Source organism: Massilia sp. CFBP9012 (genome assembly GCF_034045115.1).
GTDB lineage: Bacteria > Pseudomonadota > Gammaproteobacteria > Burkholderiales > Burkholderiaceae_D > Telluria.
In genome coordinates, this window is the sequence record NZ_JAXCWM010000002.1 from 449,666 (window position 1) to 471,643 (window position 21,978).

The 21,978-nt window shown below is 65.1% G+C and carries 9 protein-coding genes; 4 read left to right on the forward strand and 5 right to left on the reverse strand.

Features of this window, described 5'->3' with window-relative positions:
- Positions 1-158 precede the first annotated feature (158 nt).
- Positions 159-884, reverse strand: coding sequence for a 16S rRNA (uracil(1498)-N(3))-methyltransferase (locus SOM61_RS04650; RefSeq protein ID WP_320473009.1), 726 nt, complete (start codon positions 882-884; stop codon positions 159-161).
- 133 nt (positions 885-1,017) lie between these two features.
- On the opposite strand from SOM61_RS04650, the gene tkt reads away from it, so the two are divergent.
- The 3 genes from tkt to SOM61_RS04665 all read left to right on the forward strand — a co-directional run bounded on the left by tkt (position 1,018) and on the right by SOM61_RS04665 (position 7,342).
- Positions 1,018-3,015, forward strand: a complete 1,998-nt coding sequence (gene tkt, locus SOM61_RS04655; protein ID WP_320473010.1) for a transketolase — start codon at positions 1,018-1,020, stop codon at positions 3,013-3,015.
- A 90-nt stretch (positions 3,016-3,105) separates the two neighbouring features.
- Positions 3,106-4,119 carry a type I glyceraldehyde-3-phosphate dehydrogenase gene (gene gap / locus SOM61_RS04660; protein ID WP_320473011.1) on the forward strand — a complete coding sequence of 338 codons (1,014 nt, stop codon included), beginning with the start codon at positions 3,106-3,108 and terminating at the stop codon, positions 4,117-4,119.
- Positions 4,120-4,597: 478 nt separating this feature from the next.
- A complete protein-coding gene (locus SOM61_RS04665; RefSeq protein ID WP_320473012.1) occupies positions 4,598-7,342 on the forward strand; it encodes a TonB-dependent receptor in 2,745 nt (914 codons plus the stop codon).
- Between the two features lie 109 nt (positions 7,343-7,451).
- Here the strand turns inward: SOM61_RS04665 and map are convergent, their stop codons facing one another.
- The 4 genes from map to glnE form a co-directional block, all read right to left on the reverse strand.
- On the reverse strand, positions 7,452-8,216 hold the full coding sequence (gene map, locus SOM61_RS04670; RefSeq protein ID WP_320473013.1) for a type I methionyl aminopeptidase: 765 nt from the start codon (positions 8,214-8,216) through the stop codon (positions 7,452-7,454).
- Positions 8,217-8,370: 154 nt separating this feature from the next.
- Positions 8,371-11,295 (reverse strand): TonB-dependent receptor plug domain-containing protein, encoded by a 2,925-nt coding sequence (locus SOM61_RS04675; protein ID WP_320473014.1) that lies wholly within the window; start codon positions 11,293-11,295, stop codon positions 8,371-8,373.
- Positions 11,296-11,614: 319 nt separating this feature from the next.
- Entirely contained in the window at positions 11,615-14,488 is a 2,874-nt protein-coding gene (locus SOM61_RS04680; protein WP_320473015.1) for a TonB-dependent receptor domain-containing protein, read from the reverse strand.
- Between the two features lie 347 nt (positions 14,489-14,835).
- Positions 14,836-17,553: a bifunctional [glutamate--ammonia ligase]-adenylyl-L-tyrosine phosphorylase/[glutamate--ammonia-ligase] adenylyltransferase gene (gene glnE, locus SOM61_RS04685; protein ID WP_320473016.1), complete on the reverse strand. Its 2,718-nt coding sequence runs from the start codon at positions 17,551-17,553 to the stop codon at positions 14,836-14,838.
- Between the two features lie 225 nt (positions 17,554-17,778).
- Between glnE and SOM61_RS04690 the strand changes: the two genes are divergently transcribed.
- Positions 17,779-21,978, forward strand: a complete 4,200-nt coding sequence (locus tag SOM61_RS04690; protein WP_320473017.1) for a YhdP family protein — start codon at positions 17,779-17,781, stop codon at positions 21,976-21,978.

Below are 21,978 nucleotides of genomic sequence, written 5' to 3' on the forward strand. Positions count from 1 at the left end.
CGGGCAACGCAAGAGCATGAACATTCTGTGATTTCACTTGGATCCCCGCCTTCGCGGGGATGACGATGCATACTTTGCGTATAAATATTCCGGACACCGGTGCGCCTGCGCCGGAACGACGTTTTTGCGTTAACTAAAGAGTGTTTTTTGCAGAACGCTCAGATCCCGCCCCAGGCCCCGGCGAGCACCGCCAGCGCGGCCAGTCCGGCCGTCTCGGTGCGCAGCACGCGCGGGCCCATCGACAGGGACAGGGCGCCGGCGGCGACGGCTGCGTTTTCTTCCTGCGGCGTGAGGCCGCCTTCGGGGCCGATCAGGAAGGTCACCGGCTGCGCCGCATTGGCGCGCGCCCAGCCGGCCAGCGATTCGGTGGCGCGTGGACTGAGCAGGATGCGCACGCCCCCGGACGGCGCCGCCAGCCACGGCTGCACATCGGCCAGCGGATGCAGCCGCGCCAGCCGGTTGCGGCCGCACTGCTCGGACGCGGCCACGATCACCCCCTGCCAGTGGGCTTGCCGTTTCTCGGCCCGCTCGCCGGACAGGCGCACCACGCTGCGTTGCGCCGCCAGCGGCTGGATCGCGGCCACGCCCAGCTCGACCGCCTTTTCCACGATCCAGTCCATCTTCGAGCCTTCGGGCAAGCCCTGGGCCAGGGTGACGGGGTAGGGCGCCTCGGCCTCGACCTCCTCGAAGGCGTCGAGCGTCGCCGTGGCGCGCCGCTTGCCAGTTTCCAGCAGGGTGGCGCGGTACTGGCCGCCCTCGCCGTTGAACAGGGTGAGCGCCGCGCCCGGCTGCAGGCGCACCACGTGCAGATGGTGGGCGACGGCTTCCGGCAGGTCGACGGTCAGGCCGGCGGCGAGCGGCTGGGGGCAGTAAAAACGGGGCATTCTGTGACTTCGCGGTGAGGGCTTGCGTTGAAGGAATAAACCTGCATTTTAAATCGGCAGCACCCCGGTCTGGTAGAATAACGGGCTACGGCCTCGCGGGCCATCGCTTTCCAATCCCTGATCCACGATCTCCATGAAATCTACGCAAACCACCACTCTGATGGCCAACGCGATCCGCGCGCTGGCGATGGACGCCGTCCAGAAAGCCAACTCGGGCCACCCTGGCATGCCGATGGGCATGGCCGAGATTGCCGTCGCGCTGTGGGACAAGCACTACCGCCACAATCCGGCCAATCCGGGCTGGTCGAACCGCGACCGCTTCCTGCTCTCGAACGGCCACGGCTCGATGCTGCACTATTCGCTGCTGCACCTGGCCGGCTACGACCTGACGATGGACGACCTGCGCGACTTCCGCCAGATGCACTCGAAGACCCCGGGCCACCCGGAAGTCGGCATCACCCCGGGCGTGGAGACCACCACCGGTCCGCTGGGCCAGGGCATCGCCAACTCGGTCGGCATGGCGCTGGCCGAATGGCTGCTGGGTAACGAATTCAACCGTCCAGGCTACGACGTGGTGGATCACTACACCTACGCCTTCCTGGGCGACGGCTGCCTGATGGAAGGCATCTCGCACGAAGTGGCGTCGCTGGCCGGCACCCTGCGCCTGAACAAGCTGATCTGGCTGTACGACGACAACGGCATCTCGATCGACGGCCGTGTGGAAGGCTGGTTCACGGACGACACCCAAAAGCGCTTCGAGGCCTATGGCTGGAACGTGATTCCCAAGGTCGATGGCCACAGCGTGAAAGACATCGACGCGGCCATCGAGCAGGCCAAACAGTCGGATCGTCCGACACTGATCTGCTGCAAGACCATCATCGGCAAGGGCGCCCCGAACCTGGAAGGCGGCGACAAGGTCCACGGCGCGCCGCTGGGCGACGCCGAGATCGCCGCCGTGCGCAAGCACCTGATCTGGGATCCGATCCCGTTCGACATCCCGGCCGAGCTGTACGAAGCATGGGACGCCAAAGAACGCGGCGCGCAAGCCGAGGGTGAGTGGAATACGCTGTTCGCCGCCTACCGTGGCGCCCACCCCGAGCTGGCCGCCGAATTCGAGCGCCGCATGAAGGGCGACCTGCCGGCCGATTTCAGCAAGACCCTGGACGCGGCGATCGCCGCCTGCGTCGACAAGGCCGAGACCATCGCCACCCGCAAGGCCTCGCAGAACGCGATCCAGGCCCTGGCCCCGGTGCTGCCTGAATTCCTGGGCGGCTCGGCCGACCTGACCGGCTCGAACCTGACCAACTGGAAGGAATCGGTGCCTGTGCGTTCGGGCATCGCCGGCAACCACATCAACTACGGCGTGCGCGAATTCGGCATGTCGGCGATCCAGAACGGCGTGGCCCTGCACGGCGGCTTCATCCCGTTCGGCGCGACCTTCCTGACCTTCTCGGACTACAGCCGCAATGCCCTGCGCATGGCGTCGCTGATGAAGATCCGTTCGATCTCGGTGTTCACCCACGATTCGATCGGCCTGGGCGAAGACGGCCCGACCCACCAGTCGATCGAGCACGTCTCGTCGCTGCGCCTGATCCCTGGCCTGGACAACTGGCGTCCATGCGACACCGTCGAGTCGGCGGTGGCATGGGGCGCGGCGGTGCAGCGCAAGGATGGTCCATCGACCCTGATCTTCTCGCGCCAGAACCTGCCGTTCATGGCGCGTGAAGCGAACCAGGTCGCCGACATCGCCAAGGGCGGTTACGTCCTGCGCGACAGCGCCGATGCTAAAGTGATCCTGATCGCGACCGGTTCCGAAGTCGAACTGGCAGTCAAGGCAGCCGACGCGCTGGCAGGCGAGGGCATCGCCGCACGCGTGGTCTCGATGCCGTCGACCGACGTGTTCGATCGCCAGGAGGCGAGCTACAAAGCCAGTGTCCTGACCAAGGGCACTCCTCGTGTGGCCATCGAAGCCGGCGTGACCGCCTTCTGGTACAAGTACGTGGGCCTGGAAGGCGCCGTGGTCGGCATCGACACCTTCGGCGAATCGGCGCCGGCGCCGGTGCTGTTCAAGCACTTCGGCTTCACCGTCGAGAACGTCGTCGCGAAAGCAAAAGAAGTTATCGCAGCATAAGCATTCGCTGCATGCGGGCTGCTCCTGAAGGGGCGGCCCGTTTTACTATGTTCGTTACGAAAAAAGTTTTTTTCTAATCAGGAGCACAGCATGACGATCAAAGTTGCAATCAATGGTTATGGCCGCATCGGCCGCAACGTCCTGCGCGCCTTCTATGAAGGCGGCAAGAAACAAGACATCCAGATCGTGGCGATCAACGACCTCGGCAACGCCGAGTCGAACGCCCACCTGACCCGCTACGACACCACCCATGGCCGCTTCCCTGGCACCGTCACCGTCGAAGGCGACACCATGACGGTCAATGGCGATCCGATCCGCGTGTTCGCGCAGCGTAACCCTGCCGAAATTCCATGGGGCGAGCTGGGCGTGGACGTGGTGCTGGAGTGCACCGGCTTCTTCACCACCAAAGAGAAAGCCTCGGCCCACCTCAAGGGCGGCGCCAAGAAGGTCATCATCTCGGCCCCGGGCGGCAAGGACGTCGACGCGACCGTCGTGTTCGGCGTGAACCAGGACGTGCTGAAGTCGACCGACACCGTGATTTCGAACGCCTCGTGCACCACCAACTGCCTGGCCCCGCTGGTCAAGCCGCTGCATGACGCCATCGGCCTGGAAACCGGCCTGATGACCACCGTGCACGCCTACACCAACGACCAGGTGCTGACCGACGTGATGCACGAAGACCTGCGCCGCGCCCGTTCGGCCACCCAGTCGATGATCCCGACCAAGACCGGCGCCGCCGCCGCGGTCGGCCTGGTGCTGCCGGAACTGAACGGCAAGCTGGACGGCTTCGCGATCCGTGTGCCGACCATCAATGTGTCGATCGTCGACCTGTCGTTCATCGCCAAGCGCGACACGACCGTCGAGGAAATCAACGAGATCATGAAGAAGGCCGCGGCCGAAGGCCCGCTGAAGGACATCCTGACCTACAACACCGATCCGCTGGTCTCGGTCGACTTCAACCACAACCCGGCATCGTCGAACTTCGACGCCACCCTGACCAAGGTCTCGGGCCGCCTGGTGAAGGTGACCTCGTGGTATGACAACGAGTGGGGCTTCTCGAACCGCATGCTCGACACCACCGTCGCGCTGATGAACGCCAAGTAATCCGTTCGACCCCGAGCCCTGGACGCCGTACTGGCCTCCAGGGCTTTTTTACGTCTGCATTACGTGCAAATCCATCGAAAAACCGGCTGATGCCGGTTTTTTTGTGCATCTACGGTAGTGGTGTTTCATGCAATGCGGATGCGTTTTCGCCGAACAAACATTATTTTGGTTGCGATTCCACAACGAATTGTTTCGTAATTGTCATATGTATCGCAAAAAAAATGCTGCGCTGCCACTAATCGTTTTAATGGCAATTTGGGCGAGGTTAAAAACAAATTAAGCGAAGTAAATACAAAAATCTCTCCAGTGGCATAGCAACGCAACGTTACATTTGGGATAAATTGCGTTACATAAACTAAGCTGACTTGCATAATCAAGACGCGTCGTGGCGCCGGGCAGGGGAGACACATCCTGGGTGTTGCGAGCGCGTCTTATCACCGTAAATAGTAGAAAGATGCCAATGATGTTGAAAGAAAAAATGGGTGCCCGCGCAGTGCGGCTCGCCTTCGGCCTCGTAGCCGGCCTCGCAGTTACCCAAGCAGTTGCCCAGGACGCGCCAATCCAGCGCGTCGAAGTGACCGGTTCCGCCATCAAGCGGATCAACGTCGAAGGCGCGCTGCCGATCCAGACCCTGAGCCAGGAAGCGATCGCCAAGACCGGCGCCACCAGCGTTGCGGAACTGATCCAGACCCTGCCTGCAATGCAGGGCTTCACCATTGGCGCCATCGCCGCCGGCACCAACTCGGGCGGCCGCGTGTCGGCCTCGATCCACGACATCGGCGAATCCTACACCCTGGTGCTGCTGAACGGCCGCCGCCTGGCGCCGCAAGGTTCGGGCAGCACGGTCAACCTGCAGGCGATCCCGATGAGCGCCGTCGAGCGCGTCGAGATCCTGACCGACGGCGCCTCGGCGCTGTACGGCTCGGACGCCATCGCCGGCGTCATCAACTTCGTCCTGAAGAAGAACCAGCAGGGCGGCGACATCGAAGCCAACTACAGCCAGCCGACCGCCGGCAAGGATGGCGGTTCGCGCTACGTCGCGGCCACCTACGGCTTCGGCGACCTGGATACCGACGGCTGGAACGTGCTGGTGAGCTACCGCCGCGACGAACAGGACCAGATCCTGTCGACCAAGCGCGACTTCGCCAGCACCGCCTTCCGCCAGTTCTCGCGCAACGGCACCAACTACGTCTACGACAACACCAGCACCGCTTCGGCGCCGGCCAACGTCACCGTGGCGTTCCGCAACCCGGCCGGCGTGCCGGCGCTGCCGTCGATCGGCTTCTCGCCTTACCTGCTGGCCAACGGCGGTTGCCCTGACCTGAACGTGGTCAGCATCAACAACAACGGCACCACCGCCCGCAACTGCACCTTCGACTACATCCAGACCGTCGAGATGGTGCCGGAAAACAAGCGTGACAGCTTCTTCCTCAAGGGCACCAAGAAGCTCGGCGACAACTGGGAAGCGTTCACCGACATCGCCTACTCGCGCTTCGACCTGACCGCGCGCATCGCACCGAACACCGCGCCGTTCTCGATCGCCGCCGGTTCGGCGCAGTTCAACCAGTACGTGGCGCCTTACCTGAGCGCCGAGCAGCTGGGCCGCGTCAACACCGTGTCGGGCAACTACCGCGCCTATGACTGGGGCACCCGCGACAGCCAGACCATCACCGAGTCGAAGCACGCAGTGGCCGGCCTGGACGGCGAGATCGCCGGCTGGACCGTCAGCGGCGCGCTGACCTGGTCGGAAAACTCGATCGACGAGCGCTACGTCGGCGGCTATATGCGCAACGCCGAGTTCCGCTCGATGCTGGCCAATAACGCCTTCAATCCGTTCGCCCCGATCGGCCAGCAGAGCGACGCGACCCAGCAGCTGATCGAGAACTCGATCTTCCATGGCTCGATCCGTGAAGCCTCGACCACCCTGAAGGCGGCCGACCTGCGCGGTTCGCACGAGCTGTTCGCCATGAAAGGCGGCGCCGCGCAACTGGCGATCGGCGCTGACTACCGCGAATACCACTACCAGCAGGATCCGTCGGCCGATGCGGTCAATGGCGTGATCTACAACTTCAACGCGCCGGCCCGCTACGACCTGACCCGTGACAACGCCGGCGCGTTCGTCGAAGTGCTGGCGCCGGTCACCAAAGAGATCGAAGTCACCGCGGCACTGCGCTACGACACCATCTCGGCGATCGACGACGGCGTCCGGGGCCGCAAGGTCGGCAGCGACCACTCGAAGAGCACCTACAAGGTCTCGGCGCGCTGGCAGCCTACGCAGCAACTGCTGTTCCGCGGCTCGTACGGCACCGGCTTCAAGGCGCCCGACATGCTCGACATCGCCCAGCCACTGGTCAACGCTGGCTTCACCGCGTCGTCGTGGGGCTGCCCGATCCAGGATCCGACCCTGTGCCGTCCAGGCACCACCCAGTACAACGTGCTGTCGTCGGGTAACGAGAACATGCGTCCGGAAACCTCGAAGCAGTTCACCGTCGGCATGCGTTTCGAGCCGTCGTCGCGCTTCTCGGCAGGCCTGGACCTGTGGGACGTGAAGATCAAGGATGCGGTCAGCGCGGTGAGCGAGCAGCAGGCCTGGGCCAATCCGGACCAGTTCCGCCAGCTGTTCAGCACCTATACCGAACCGGCTACCGGCAACACCTACTGGGCCTTCCTGCGCTCGTCGGTGAACATCGGCCAGACCCATAACCGCGGCATCGACTGGGACCTGACCGGCCGCCATCGCTTCGGCTTCGGCAACCTGACGGCGACCCTGAACGGCACCTACATGCTCAAGTCGGACTACACCCGCGCCGGCACCGCCAACGAATGGACCAACAGCATGAACTACTTCGGCACCAATAATGCCGTCACGTTCCGCCACATCGTCCGTCTGATGACCACGCTGGACACCGGCAAGCTGTCGAACTCGCTGATCGCCAACTACCGTAACGGCTACACCGATGCGGCAGCCACCGTGCGCAACCTGGACACCGGCGTGAACGTCACCGGCTTCCGCCTGGAAGTGCCGTCGTTCATGACCTTCGACTGGCAAGGCCGCTACGCGTTCACCGATGCCTTCACGCTGCGCGCCGGCATGAAGAACATCTTCGATCGCAAGCCGCCTCTGTCGCTGCGTGCATCGTCGGGCCACCAGGTCGGCTTCGACCCGCGCTACGCCGATCCACTGGGCCGTCAGCTGTACGTCACCGGCAACTACAAGTTCTAAGTTGCCAGCTTGAATCCTGCCCGCGGTGCGCCGCGGGCATGAAAAAAAAGGCCGGACTCCGCGAGGAGTCCGGCCTTTTTTCTTCTCTTTTAAACGCTATGCGGGCGGATCAGGCGTCCGGCCACGGCGTCAGGATCTCGAAGCCGTTCTTCGTCACCACGATCATGTGTTCCCACTGGGCCGACAACGAACCGTCGCGCGTGAGCACGGTCCAGCCGTCGTCGAGCTGGATCACGTCTTCCTCGCCAATATTGATCATCGGCTCGACCGTGAAGGTCATGCCTTCCTTGAGCAGCAGGCCGGTGTTCGGGCGGCCGTAGTGCAGCACCTGCGGCTCTTCGTGGTAGACGCGGCCGATGCCGTGGCCGCAATAATCGCGCACCACCGAATAGCCGGCGCCTTCGGCCAGCTTTTGGATCGCGTGGCCGACGTCGCCCAGGCGCGCGCCCGGACGCACGGCGCGGATGCCGGCCATCATTGCGTCATAGGTCGTATCGACCAGCTTCTTCGCGTCAAGACTTGGCGTGCCGGCGAAATACATGCGGCTGGTATCGCCGTGCCACCCGTCCTTGATCACGGTGACGTCGATATTGACGATGTCGCCATCCTTGAGGATGTCCTTCTCGCTCGGGATGCCATGGCAGACCACGCCATTGATCGAGGTGCACAAGGTCTTGGGGAAACCGTGGTAGCCGACGTTGGCCGGCGTGGCCTTCTGCACCTTGCGGATGTAGTCGTGGCAGCGGCGGTCGAGTTCTTCGGTGGAGACGCCGGGCACGACGTATTGCTTGATCATGTCGAGCACCTCGGCGGCGAGGCGGCCGGCGACGCGCATCCTGGCGACGTCTTTATCGTTCTTGAGTTTGATGGTCATACAGTGGGGGATGGGGCCGCGCGTGGCGCGGGCAAACCGCCATGATACCGCGTCGGGCGGAGCAGGGTGATCGGCAAAGTAAAAATGCCCGCCCGGCAAGGCCGGACGGGCATTCATGGAACTCGTCAGGAGGGGGTCTTGCGACCCCGTTCCATTAGAAGTTCTGGGTGTAGCGGACGTAGAAGAAGCGGTCCAGTGCCTGGTCGACGTCGATGTATGCTGCATCGGCTTGCGATTCGTACACGGTACGCGGAGCCTTGTCGAACAGGTTGTTGATACCGAGCAGGATGCGGGCATCCCACTTGGTACGGTAGCCAACGCTCAGGTCATGGATGGTGACCGAACCGAGCTTGTTCGCGCCAGTGCCGTACGAGTAGCTCTTGTAGTCAGGCATGTTGCACTCGATGGCCGGGTTCACGCTCCAGCAGCTGTCCTTCGCGCCGCTGTAGTAACGGAAGCCCCAGGTGGCGCTCCAGTCGCCCAGCGACCAGTCGACCGAGGTGTTCGACTTCACGCGGTTGTAGTGGTACAGGCCGGCGTAGTTGTTCCAGTCCGAATCTGCGCCGTCGCGGGTGCGGAACTTGTCGACGTACGAAGTTTCGTTGCGGATGCCGAACTGGCCGTAAGCGGTGCGTGGCAGGCGGTACGAGATCGCCAGGTCCAGGCCTTCGGTTTCCATTTCGCCCAGGTTGGCGTTACCGCGCGACAGGCGGTTGATGTTGCCGGTGACCGAATCGCGACCGATCGCGCTGCAGTAGTTGGCGTTGCCGCGCAGGTAGCATTCCTCGGCCACGTAGTCAGCGCCGATGGCGGTGATACGGTTTTCGATCGAGATGTTGTACCAGTCGAGGCCAACGGTGAAACCTGGCAGGTACGATGGGCTGTACACGAAGCCGATGGTCTTGGTGGTCGCGGTTTCCGGGGTCAGGAACTCATTGCCGGCGCCCGAGTTGAAGGCCACCAGCGACTGGGTGCCGCCTGCGCTCGTGATCGGGGTGCCTGCCTGCATCAGCTGACGGTAGTTGACCGGGGTGCCGACCACGCCGCCGAAGCCGCTTGCGCAGCGCTGTGCCACAGCCGGGTCACGCGTTGCTTCGCCGAAGCGGGTGTCGCATGGATCCAGGAAGGTGTCGAACGACTGCGAACCGCCGCCCGAGATGTCGTCCAGGGTCGGAGCACGGAAGCCTTCAGCCCAGGTACCGCGCACCAGCACGTCCTTGACCGGCTTGTACATGAAGCTGACCTTGCTGTTATTGGTCACGCCGAAGTTGCTGTAGTCCGAGTGGCGGGTCGCCACGTTGAAGCTCAGCAGTTCTGCGAACGGCTGGTTCTTCAGCACTGGGACGTTCAGCTCAGCGTACGCTTCACGCACGGTGTAGCGGCCGTAGGTTGGCTGGCCCGACAGGTTGGTCGAGTAGCCCGACTGCGAGAACTGGTCAGGAACGTCCGAACCCTTGACTTCACGGTGTTCGATACCGACGGCCAGGCCGACGGCGCCGGCTGGCAGCTGGAACAGTTCGCCGGCCAGGTCGGCGGTGGCGCTGTTGGTGGTCGAACCGTAGGTCTTGGTGCCGGTCGCGTTGACGTAGGCCAGCGCGTCCGGGGTCGAGGCCGATGGGCCGCCCAGGATGTTCCAAGGGGTGCACGAACCCAGAGCGATCGGCGCAGCGGCGGTACCGCATTGCACGACGCCGGAGGCGTTCATGAACGATGGGCCCAGGGCGTTCTTCAGGTTCAGCAGGTTGATGTTGCCGCTGTCGGCCGCGGTACCCGACACCTTGTTGTGGTTGTAGCCAACGCTCCAGTTCCACGCCAGGTCCTTGACCATGAACTCACCCTCGAGGGTGGCGTCGATGTGCAGGGTGCGGTTTTCGTTCTCGGTGGTGCGTGGCAGCTCGATGGTGCGACGCTGGAAGAACAGGTCCTGGCCCATGCCGGCGCCGGCAACCGAACTGCCGTACGGGTTGTAGTAGCTGTCCTTGTCGATGTAGACCGGGTAGTTGGCCTGCGAGGTCGACTGCAGCGGGTAGCCGGCGATCTGTCGCAGCGACTCACGCTGCGAGTACATCGCGGTGGTCTTCAGGCGCATGTCTTTCGGCAGGGCCACTTCGCCCTTGACGAACAGGGTGTCCAGCTTGTTCGGCGACAGCAGGTGCATCTGCTGGCTCGAGTTGAACATGTCTTCGTACGCGCCGGTGTAGGTGTGGTAGTTGTTCGGGTCGCGCGAGTCCGCGCCGACGCCGTTGCCGGTCCAGTCGCCGGTGTGGTTCAGGTAACGGTTCCAGCCGCCTGGCGAGTTCTGGTTCAGCGAACCGCCGTTGGCAGGGTTGACCGGGGTGATGCGGCCCCATGGACCAGCGCCCAGGCCGGCCATCGGGTGAGCCAGGCCGTTGCTGAAGGTGGTGCGTGGACGGGTGCCCGGCCACACGACGCCTTGTTCGGTGTGCGACAGGCCGAACATCAGCGATGCTTTGTCGTCGCCTGCGCCGTAGGTCAGCGAGAAGTCCTTGTTCTTGCCGTCGTTCTTTTCGTTCTGGCCGGTGTACAGGGACAGCTGGCCGCCCTGCATGTTCTTCTTCAGGATGATGTTGATCACGCCTGCGATCGCGTCCGAGCCGTAGATCGACGAAGCGCCATCCTTCAGGATTTCCATGCGCTCGATCATGGCCGACGGGATGGTCGACAGGTCGGTGTAGCCGGCAACGGTCTGGGTCCAGCGCTTGCCGTCCACCAGGACCAGCAGGCGGTTCGCGCCCAGGTTGCGCAGGCTGACGTACTGGCCGCCAGCTTCGGTGTTCGAGGTCAGCGAGCCCGAGCGCGAGAAGTCAGGCGCGCCGGCCGACGACAGGTTGTTCAGGACGTCGCCAACCGTGACCAGACCCGATTTCGCGATCTGTTCCGCGTTCATGATCTGGATCGGCTGTGCGGTTTCCAGATCGACTTGGCGGATACGCGAACCGGTCACTTCAACGCGTTGCAGAGGCGCCGAAGCTTCCTGTGCGATCGCAGCGGTCATGCCGAGGGTCATGCCGCCGAGGCAGATCGCACGCACCGAGCGGGACAAGAGTGTTTCCATCATGTTGCAAAACTCCTAGGGGTGAAAACGCGGCGGCACCATGGGGAAGGGCACTGCCACCGAAAAATGTCGCGAAGCGACTCGCTGAAAATCGCCAACGGATTGGTGAATCGACTTTTCAAGGCAGCAATAAAAACATTCGGCATGCATGACTGTCAATGCATATGCGTGTGTATGACAAATGTGTTGCAGAAATGTGTATTTATGGATTAAAGATTTGACAAGTAATTGACTGCACGGTCAATAATTGATCTAAATTTGGAAGGACGTAAAAAAACCCGCCCGGCTTGCGCCGGACGGGTTTTTTGAGCAATTAAATTGCTTAGAAGGCTTGGTTGTAGCGGACGTAGAAGAAACGGTCGATCGGCAGTTCCGGGCTCACTGCCGACGACGACGAGTTGCCGCCGGTCGACGATGCCGCGCTGTAGTTGATCTCCGGTTTCTTGTCGAACAGATTGTTCGCGCCGAACAGGATCTTCGCGTTCCACGGCAGGGCATAGCCGATCGACAGGTCGGCGTACCACATTTCGCCGTGACGGTTGTAGCCGGTGCCCCAGCTGGTTTCGGCGGTTGGATCCGAGCAGTAGACTGCCGGGTTGGCGGTCCAGCAGCGGTTTTTCTGGCTGCTGTAGAAGCGGCCGGTGAAGGTCGCGTTCCAGTTACCCAGGCTCCAGTCGATCGAGGTGTTCGACTTCACACGGAAGATGTCGTACTCGCCAGCGTACTCCACCCAATCCGAATCCAGCGTCGACTGTTCCTTGAAGGAATCGGTGTAGGTGGTCTCGCTGCGGATGCCGAACTGGCCCCAGGCGGTGCGCGGCAGGCGGTAGTTGATCGCCAGGTCCACACCCTCGGTCTCGGTCTTGCCGCGGTTGGTGTTGCCGATCTGCAGGTCGACCACTTGGCCGCTCGCGTCACGCTTGACCAGCGAGCAGAAGTTCTGCACGTTGTTCACGTAGCACTCTTCCAGCGTATCGGTGGCCGACACGCCCGAGATGCGGTTCTCGATGCGGATATTGAACCAGTCCACCGAGACCGACAGGCCCGGTACGCCCGATGGGCTGATGACCAGGCCCAGGGTGCGGGTCTTGGCCGACTCAGGTTGCAGGAAGGCATTGCCGGCGCCGGTGGTGAACGGGAATGGCGTCTGTGCGCCGGTGGCGCTCACATTGCCGCCGGTCTGGTTCTTCTGGCGGAAGCCGGCCGGTACGCCGGCGGCCGCGCAGCGCGCCGCCACGGTCGGATTGTTGGCCGCCTCGCCGAATGCGCTGTCGCACACGTCCAGGTAGCTGGCGAAGGTTTGCGAGCCACCGCCGAATGTGTCGCCCAGGGTCGGGGCGCGGAAGCCTTCGGCATAGGTACCGCGTGCCAGCACGTCACGCACCGGTTTCCACATGAAGCTGGCCTTGCTGTTGGTGGTGGAGCCGAAGTTCGAGTAGTCCGAGTAGCGGGTCGCCAGGTTCAGGCTCAGCAGCTCGGCGGCGGGCAGGCCCTTCAGCAGCGGGATGTTGGCTTCGAGGTAGGCTTCGCGCACGGTATAGCGGCCGTAGGTGGCGTTGCCCGCCAGGCTCGACGAGTAGCCCGATTGCTCGAACTGGCCCGGGATGTCGTCGCCGCGCACTTCGCGGTGCTCGATACCGGCCGCGACGCCAACCGCGCCGGCAGGCAAGGTGAACAGTTCACCGGTGATGTCGGCGGTGGCGCTGTTGACGACCGAGCTATAGGTGGCCTGCGACGTCGACATCACATAGTCCAGCGCTTCCTGGGTCGAGGCCGACGGGCCGCCGAGGATGTTCCACGGCGTGCATTCCGCCAGGCCGATCGGCGCGCCTACGGTGCCGCACTGGACGACGCCCGAGGCGTTCCTGAACGATGGGCCGAGCGCGCGCTTCAGGTTCACCAGGTTCAGGTCGCCGTAGCCTTGCACCAGGCCGTCCACCTTGCTGTGGTTATAGCCGACGCTCCAGTTCCATGGCAGGCTGCGCAGTTCGAATTCACCTTCCAGGGTGGCGTCGATGTGCAGGGTGCGGCTGCTGTTGTCGGTCACGCGCGGCACCTCGATGGTGCGGCGATAGAAGAACAGGTCCTGCCCGTTGCCGGCGCCGGCGACCTGGTTGCCGTAAGGGTTGTAATAGCTGTCCTTGTCGACGTAGACCGGGAATTTCGACTGGGCCGTCGAGCTCAGCGGATAACCGGCGACCGTACGCGACGACTTGCGGTCGGCGTACATCGCGGTGGTCTTGAAGTTCATGTTCCATGGCAGCGCGACCTCGCCCTTGACGAACAGCGAGGTCAGCTTGCTCGGAGTCAGGAAGTGCATCTGGCTGGTCGAGTTGAACAGGTCGGCCGGCGCGTTGCCGAACGTATGGTAATTGTTCGGATCGCGGGAATCGGCGCCCACGCCGTCGCCCAGTTGGGCGCCGGTGTGGTTCAGGATGCGGTCGAAGCCGGTCGGGCCGCCGGTCGGGCTCACCTGGCGGATGCGGCCCCATGGACCGCTGCCCAGCGACGCGTTCGGACGATCCGGACCGTTGGTGGTCGAGGTGATGTCGCGGGTCTTGGCCCAGACTTCGCCCTGCTCGGTATGGGTTACGCCGAACAGCAGCGAGGCCTTGTCGTCGCCGGCGCCATAGGACAGCGAATAATCCTTGGTCTTGCCGTCGTTCTTTTCGTTCTGGCCATGGTAGATGCTCGCCTGGCCGCCCTGCATGGTTTTCTTCAGGATGATGTTGACCACACCCGAGATCGCGTCCGAGCCATAGATCGACGAGGCGCCATCCTTCAGGATCTCGACGCGCTCGATCAGTGCCGACGGCACGGTCGACATGTCGGTATAGCCGTTGACGGACTGGCTCCAGCGCTTGCCGTCGACCAGCACCAGCAGGCGCTGGGCGCCGAGGTTGCGCATGTCGAGGAACTGGCCACCCTGGTCGCGACCTGCGCCCAGCGACGTGCCCTTGCTGAATGCCGGTACGCCGGCCGAGGAGAGGCTGTTGATGATGTCACCGACGGTGACCAGGCCGCTCTTCTGGATCTGTTCCGCGTTCATCACCTGGACCGGCTGCGCGGTTTCCAGGTCGACCTGGCGAATACGGGAACCGGTCACTTCGACGCGCTGCAGTGCTTCCTGCGCGATGGCGGTCATGGCCGGCAGCGCCAGCGCGACGGCTAATGCGATCTTGGTACGTTGTTGCATGTGCTCTCCATCCTGCGTCCCACCTGGGGCGGAACGACCTTTATGATTAATAGGTGCAACCCGTGCGCATGCGGAAACCCGTGGGTAACGGGCTGTTCCGTAGTGCATACACATCTGTATAAAACCATTCCGTGTTGATTGATGTCAACGCGCCAAACACCGGTTTTTGTGGCAAAAACAACAGTTATCAAAAAGAAATTAAGTGACCTGAAAGTCAGGAAATTCAATCGCTTAGCGGTAGTGCATAAAAGGTGTATGTATGGGTAATTTGGGTGCGCGCGACCCGCATGCGCACCGGGGTGGTGCACATACGAATCAGTGGGAGGGAAAGGAAGGGAAGAGGTAAATCAGGCGCCGAAACAGGCATGCCACAGGCGTTGCACGCTGTCTGGATGGTGGCCGACCAGGCCGGGTTCGACCCGGGTCTTGTCCTGGCCCTGCAGCCGCACGCTGTGCTGGAGCTTGCGCATGGCGCGGTAGGCGTCGGCGACCTCGGCCGCCAGGCCGGCGTCGATCAGGCCCAGCTCACCGCAGACACGCAGCAGGGCGATATTGCCGGCGTTCGCCGTCAGCTGCGGGTAGCGCGCGGCGTGGCGCAGCACCAGGTATTGCACGATGAACTCGATGTCGATCATGCCGCCCAGATCTTGCTTGAGGTCGAACAGCTCGCTGCGGTTGACGTTGGCGTCGCGCATGCGCTGGCGCATGTTCACCACTTCTTCCCTGAGCCGGGCCTCCTGGTCGCTACGGTCCTTGCGCAGCACCTGCTCGCGGATCGCCTCGAAGCGCGCGCCGATGGCGGCATCGCCGGCGCAGAAGCGGGCCCGCGTCAATGCCTGGTGCTCCCACAGCCAGGCGGCATCGTTCTGGTAGCGCTCGAAGGCGGCGACCGAGGAGACCAGCATGCCGCTGGCGCCGTCCGGCCGCAGGGCGATGTCGACGTCGAACAGGATGCCGGCCGCGGTATGGGCCGTCATCCAGGTGATGAAGCGCTGGGCCAGGCGCGCATACAGGGGCGGGGCGTCCTGGTCCTCGTCGTCGTACAGGAAGATCACGTCGAGGTCCGACACATAGCCCAGCTCCTTGCCGCCCAGCTTGCCGTAGGCGATGACGGCGAACGCCGGTTCCTCGCGGTGGCGGCCGTTGACCGCGCGCCAGGCATGCCTGACCACGGCGCCGACGATCATATCGGCCAGGGCCGACAGGTGGTCGGCCAGGTGCTCCACCGACAGTTCTCCGCCCAGGTCCAGGGCAAGCAGGCGGAACAGCTGCGCATGGTGCGCTTCGCGCAGGATGTCGAGCTGGCGTTCGGTGTCGCCCGCTGCCTCGCTCAAATGTTCGTCGAGCAGCGCGGCCAGCTGCCCGAGGTCGCCGGCGCCGGCATTGCGGTCGTCCAGCAGTTCGTCGAGCAGGATCGGGTGCTGGGTGAGGAAGGTGGCGGCCCAGCCGCTGGCATTGATCATCCGGATCACGCGCTCGAGCGTGTGCGGGTATTCGGTCAGCAGGGACAGGTAGGCCGAGCGGCGCGCGACCGCTTCGAACAGGTCGAGCAGGCGGCCCAGGGTGGCGGCCTGGCTGCCGATCCCGGCCTCGACCACCACGGTGGTCACCAGGGGAAGGGAGGCTTCCACCAATGCTTCCAGCCTTGCTCGGCTGGCATCGGGCATATTTGACAGGCGCGGACCCTGCAGGGTGGCGGCCAGGCGGCTGGCGGCGGTGCGGGCGTCGTCGAAGCCGAGCGCGGCCAGGCGGGCGGCCAGCGCGTCTATATTATCCAGTTCGTCGGCCAGGGCCGGGGCGTCCGGATTATCGTCGGGCTTTTCCTTGTCGGCGAAGATGGCGTCGAACTGCTGGGCCACATAGCTGCGCTGCTCATCGAGCCGGTCCAGCAGGGTGGCTTCGTCCTCGACGCCCATCATGCGCGCCACCGCCAGCCGGTCGTCCGGATTGGCCGGCAGGGTGTGGGTCTGGGCGTCTTCCAGGTATTGCACCCGGTGCTCGAGATTGCGCAGGAACACATAGGCCTGCAGCAGGCGCTCGACGGTATCGACCGGCAGCAGCTCGCGCTCGGCCAGCAGCAGCAGGGTCTTGCGGGTGGAGCGCTCGCGCAGGGCCGGATCGCGTCCGCCGCGGATCAGCTGGAACACCTGGGCCAGGAACTCGATCTCGCGGATGCCGCCGCGCCCCAGCTTGACGTTGTGGCTGCGCTCGGGATGCAGGCGCTCCTGGCGCTTCACCTCGGCGCGGATCTGGGCGTGCATATTGCGGATCGCGTCGATCACGCCGAAGTCGAGGTAGCGCCGGAACACGAAGGGCCGCACGATGGCGTCGAGCGCCGCGATGTCTTCAGGCGTGCCGGTGACGGCGCGCGCCTTGACCCAGGCATAGCGCTCCCATTCGCGGCCCTGGACGATCAGGTATTCCTCGACCATGCCCAGGCTGGCCGCCAGCGGGCCGGACTTGCCGTTGGGACGCAGCGCCATGTCGACCCGGAACGTGAAGCCGTCCTCGATCACCTCGGACAGGGCCGCGTTCAGGCGCCGCCCGAGGCGCACGAAGAACTCGTGATTCGACAACTGCCGCTGGCCGGGGCCGGCCGCGGTCTCGCCGTCTTCCGGATAGACGAAGATCAGGTCGATGTCCGACGAGACATTGAGTTCGCCGCCGCCCTGCTTGCCCATGGCCAGCACCATCAGGTGCTGGGGGCGGCTGGATTCCTCGCCCATGGGCATGCCGTGGCTGGCCACCAGCTCGTCGGTGAGGGCGGTTACGTGGGTCTGGATCGCGAAGTCGGCGAACGCCGTCATGGCCGTGACCACCTCGTCGAGCTCGGCCTGGCCGCCCAGGTCGCGCGCCACGATGGTCGAGACCAGCAGGTTGCGCACGCGGCGCATGGCCCGTTCCAGCGGCAGCCCCTTGCCCAGTTCGCGCTCCAATAGCGCGCGGAAATCTGCGCCGCCCAGCGATAATGATGACAATGCGGCCAATTGGGAGGCCCGCTCCGGCGCGGCATCGAGCCAGCGCTGGACGAAGCGTGAAGCGCAGGCGGGGGAAGCTGTGGTCATCGTCGATCCTGGTAGATGAGGGCGGTTTAAGGTCCTGGTCATTTGCGATGCGGTAGAATGGCCCGCTTCATGGAGATGGCACGAATGCAAGATGCAATTCGGGCCATGGTCCGGCCATCGCTGCCTGGGGTTGCACCGATGGTAAGGTAGACGCCGCGACTGTTGCAAGCGACCTGTTTTATTAAAGAGTTATATTTACGGCGAGCCTTTGTTATTAGCACCTTGATGCACAACCCGGATCCGCAGGCGCCCACTGCGGCATCGCCGCTCGCCGTGCGCTGGCGGCGCCTGCGTTCGGCCTACCGCATGGCCAACCTGGCCTCGCACCACGTGCTCGGCTTCACCATCAAGCTCGTCCTGCTGGTGTATTTCGCGCTCGCCGTGCTGTTCCTGGTGCTGCGCTACGCCATCCTCCCCAACATCGACCTGTACAAGAGCGACATCGAGCGCATGGCCGGCAATGCCCTCGGCAGCCGGGTCACGATCGCGCGCCTGGCCGCATCCTGGCACGGCATGCGGCCGGCCCTGACACTTAGCGAGGTGCGCCTGCACGATGCCGCAGGGCGCCAGGTGCTGGCGCTGCCGCAGGTCGATGCGACCCTGGGCTGGTGGAGCGTGGCCGCCTTCGAGCCGCGCTTCGCCTCGCTCGAGATCAAGGGGCCGCGGCTGGCGGTGCGGCGCGGGCTGGACGGCGTGATCGAGGTCGCCGGGGTCCGGCTCGACCCCAACCAGGCCGACGGTGGCGGCGGCGCCGACTGGCTGCTGCGCCAGCGCGAGATCGTGATCCGCGACGGTCGGGTCGACTGGACCGACGAATTGCGCGGCACGCCGCCGCTGGCGCTGGAGGGCGTGACCCTGGCGCTGCTCAATCGCTGGGGCACCCACCACTTCGCGCTGCAGGCCACGCCGCCGCGCGCGCTGGGCAGCCCGATCGACGTGCGCGCCCAGTTCCGCCACCGCTTCGGCGAGCGGCCGTCGGACGTGCTGCGCTGGAAGGGCGAGCTGTACGCCGACCTGCGCGACGTCGACCTCGGCGCATGGAAACGCTTCGTCGACTATCCGATCCAGCTCGAGCGCGGCCGCGGTTCGCTGCGCGCCTGGCTCAGCTTCGACCAGGCGCGCCTGGCCGGCTTCACCGCCGACCTGGCCCTGGCCGGGGTCAATGCGCGCCTCGGCAAGGAGATCGCGCCGCTGCAGCTGGCGCGGGTCAGCGGCCGCCTGTCGGCGCGCGAGGAATTGCTGCCGAACGGGGCCGACGGCAAGCCGACTTTCGGCGCCCACGGCCACACGATCCGCCTGGATAATTTCGCGGTGGCGGTGCAGGGCGGCCGCGCGCTGCCGCCGGCCACGCTCGAAGAAACCTGGCGCCCCGCGAAGAACGGCCAGCCCGAACGCGGCGCCCTGCGCGCGCGCGGGCTCGACATCGGCGCGCTGGCGGCGCTGGCCCAGTACCTGCCGGTCACGCCGGTGCAACGCCAGCTGCTGGCCGACTATGCGCCGCGCGGCATGCTGCGCGACGTCAGCGCCGAATGGGATGGGCGCTACCCGAACGTGAGCGGCTGGCGCATCCGCGGCGACGTCGCCGACCTGGCGCTGAATGCCGTCGCCGCGCGCCCGGCCCGTGGCGCCCAGGGCGGCGTGCCGGCGCTGCCGGCGCGGCCCGCCACGCCCGGCTTCGAGCACCTGAGCGGCCACATCGATGCGAACGAGCGCGGCGGCAGCGTGGCGCTGGACTCGCAGGGACTGGCGCTGTTCATGCCGGCCTGGTTCGCCGAGCCGCGCATGCCGTTCGACCGGCTGGCGGTCAAGGCCGGCTGGAAGCTCGAGCCAGGCAAACAGTTGCAAGTCGAGGTCGACGACCTGACGTTCCGCCAGGGCGGGTTCAGCGGCGAGATATCGGGCCGCCACGTGCTGCCGCTCGAACCCGGCCACGGCCCCGGCAGCGCCGATTTCACCGGCAGCCTGGATGGCTTCGCGATCGACCAGATCGGGCGTTATCTACCGCTGGCCACCCCGCACAGCCTGCACGACTGGCTGGTCGGCGCCCTGCAGGGCGGACGCCTGGTTGATGCCAGCCTGCGCCTGCGCGGCGACCTGGCGCACTTCCCGTTTTATGCCGCCAACGCCGCCGAGCGCGAGCGCGGCGAATTCAATGTGAGCGGCCGGCTGGAAGGAGCGCGCCTCGAATACGCGCCCGGTCACCGCCATCCGGACGGCACGCCGCTGTGGCCGCTGGCCGAGGCGATCGACGGCAGCATCGCGTTCGACCGGGCGCGCATGGAGATTCACGGCAAGACCCTGCGCACCCTGGGCGTGGCGCTGTCGAACGTCAAGGCGGTGATCCCCGACCTCGGCGCCCACGAGAACATGATGCTCGAAATCGACGGCCAGGGCGCCGGGCCGCTGCAGGAATTCCTGCGCTATGTGTCGGTGACGCCGGTGCTGGACTGGATCGGCCACTTCACCGAGGACACGCGCGGCAGCGGCAACGCCAGGCTCGGCCTGAAATTGCGTATGCCGCTGTCGCGCCTAGCAGACACCAAGGTGCAGGGCAGCCTGCAATTGCAGAACAACGACGTCAGCCTATTCCCCGAACTGCCGACCCTGCAGGCGGCCCAGGGCCGGATCGATTTCCACGATCACGGTTTCGGCCTTGAGGCGATCCGCGCCAACTTCCTGGGCGAACCGGTCTCGGTGGCCGGCGGCACCCAGCGCGACGGCAGCACCCGGGTGCTGCTCGACGGCGTGCTGTCGGCCGAGGGCATGCGCCGCACCGCGCCGGCGCCGGCGCTGGGGCGCCTGGCCGAGCGCCTGTCGGGCAGCACCCACTACACCGGCTCGATCGTGGTGCGCGAAGGCCGGCGCACGATCGCCATCGATTCCAGCCTGGCGGGCCTGGGCGTCGAACTGCCGCACCCGCTGAACAAGGTTGCCGAGGCTAGCCTGCCGCTCAGCTTCGTGCTGGAAGGCGCGCCGACCATGGCCGGGCTGGCGCGCGACGAGATCCGGGTCGGCGTCGGACCCAACCTGGCGGCGCGCTACCTGCGCGAGAAGCAGGGCAAGGGCCCGTGGCGGGTGACCCAGGGCGGTATCGGCGTGAACGTGCCGGCGCCGCTGCCGGACGAGGGCATGATGGTCCACGTCGACTCGAAGGTGCTCAATATCGACCACTGGCTGGCGGCCGGGCGCGCCATCGCCGGCGAGGACGTGGCGGCCGGCGCCGCACTGCCGGCGCCGGGCACGATGGCCGGACCGGCGACGGCTGCCGGCGGCGCCGACTTCACCCAGTACATCCTGCCGACCGTGCTGGCCGGACGCATCAGCGAACTGACCATCGGCGAACGGCGCGTGGCCGACGTGGTGGTCGGCGCCACCCACACGCGCGACACCTGGCAGGCGAACCTGCATTCGCGCCAGGCCAGCGGCTACCTCACCTGGACCGAGACGAGGAGCGGCCTGGGCAAGGTCACGGCGCGCCTGGCCTCGCTCACCATTCCCGAATCGGCCGAGGCGGAGGTCAAGGATTTGCTGGAGTCGAACAAGGGCGCCAGCGCCACCATCCCGTCGCTCGACATCGTGGCCGAGCAGTTCGAGCTGTTCGACAAGCGCCTCGGCCGGCTGGAACTGCGCGCCAGCAATGTGCGCGCGCTGGCGGGCCGCGAATGGCGCATCGACCGCGTGCTGCTCGCCAATCCGGATGGCCAGCTGAAGGCGAATGGCCGCTGGCTGACCAAGGATGGCAAGAGCAATACCAGCCTGAACTTCGCGCTCGACATCGATGACGCAGGCAAGCTGCTGGACCGCCTGGGCTTCCCCGGCACGATCGGGCGCGGCAACGGCACCCTGAAGGGCGACATCTCGTGGGCCGGCCTGCCGTACGCGATGGACATCCCGAGCCTGTCGGGCCAGATCGAGATGAACGTGGAATCGGGCCAGTTCCTCAAGCAGGACCCGGGCGCCGCCAAGCTGCTGGGCGTACTCAGCCTGCAAGCGCTGCCGCGCCTGCTCAAGCTCGATTTCCACGATGTGTTCTCGGAAGGCCTGGCGTTCGACGGCATCAGCGCCAACGCCATGATCCAGCGCGGGGTGGTGCGCACCGACAACCTTAGAATGCATGGGGTGGCGGCCACCGTCCTGATGAACGGCAGCGCCGACATCGCCAATGAATCGACCAACCTGCGCGTGGTGGTGATCCCGGAATTCAACCTGGGCACCGGGCCGCTGGTGTATGGCCTGGCGGTCAACCCGGTGATCGGCCTGGGAGGCTATCTGGCCCAGCTGTTCCTGCGCGCGCCGGTGATGAAGGCGCTGACCTATGAAATGCAGGTGACGGGGCCGTGGAAGGCGCCGGTCATCACGAAAATCGACAATCCGGCGGCGGCCGCCGCCACTGTACCAGCCACTGAGCCAGCCAAGAAGGAGTGA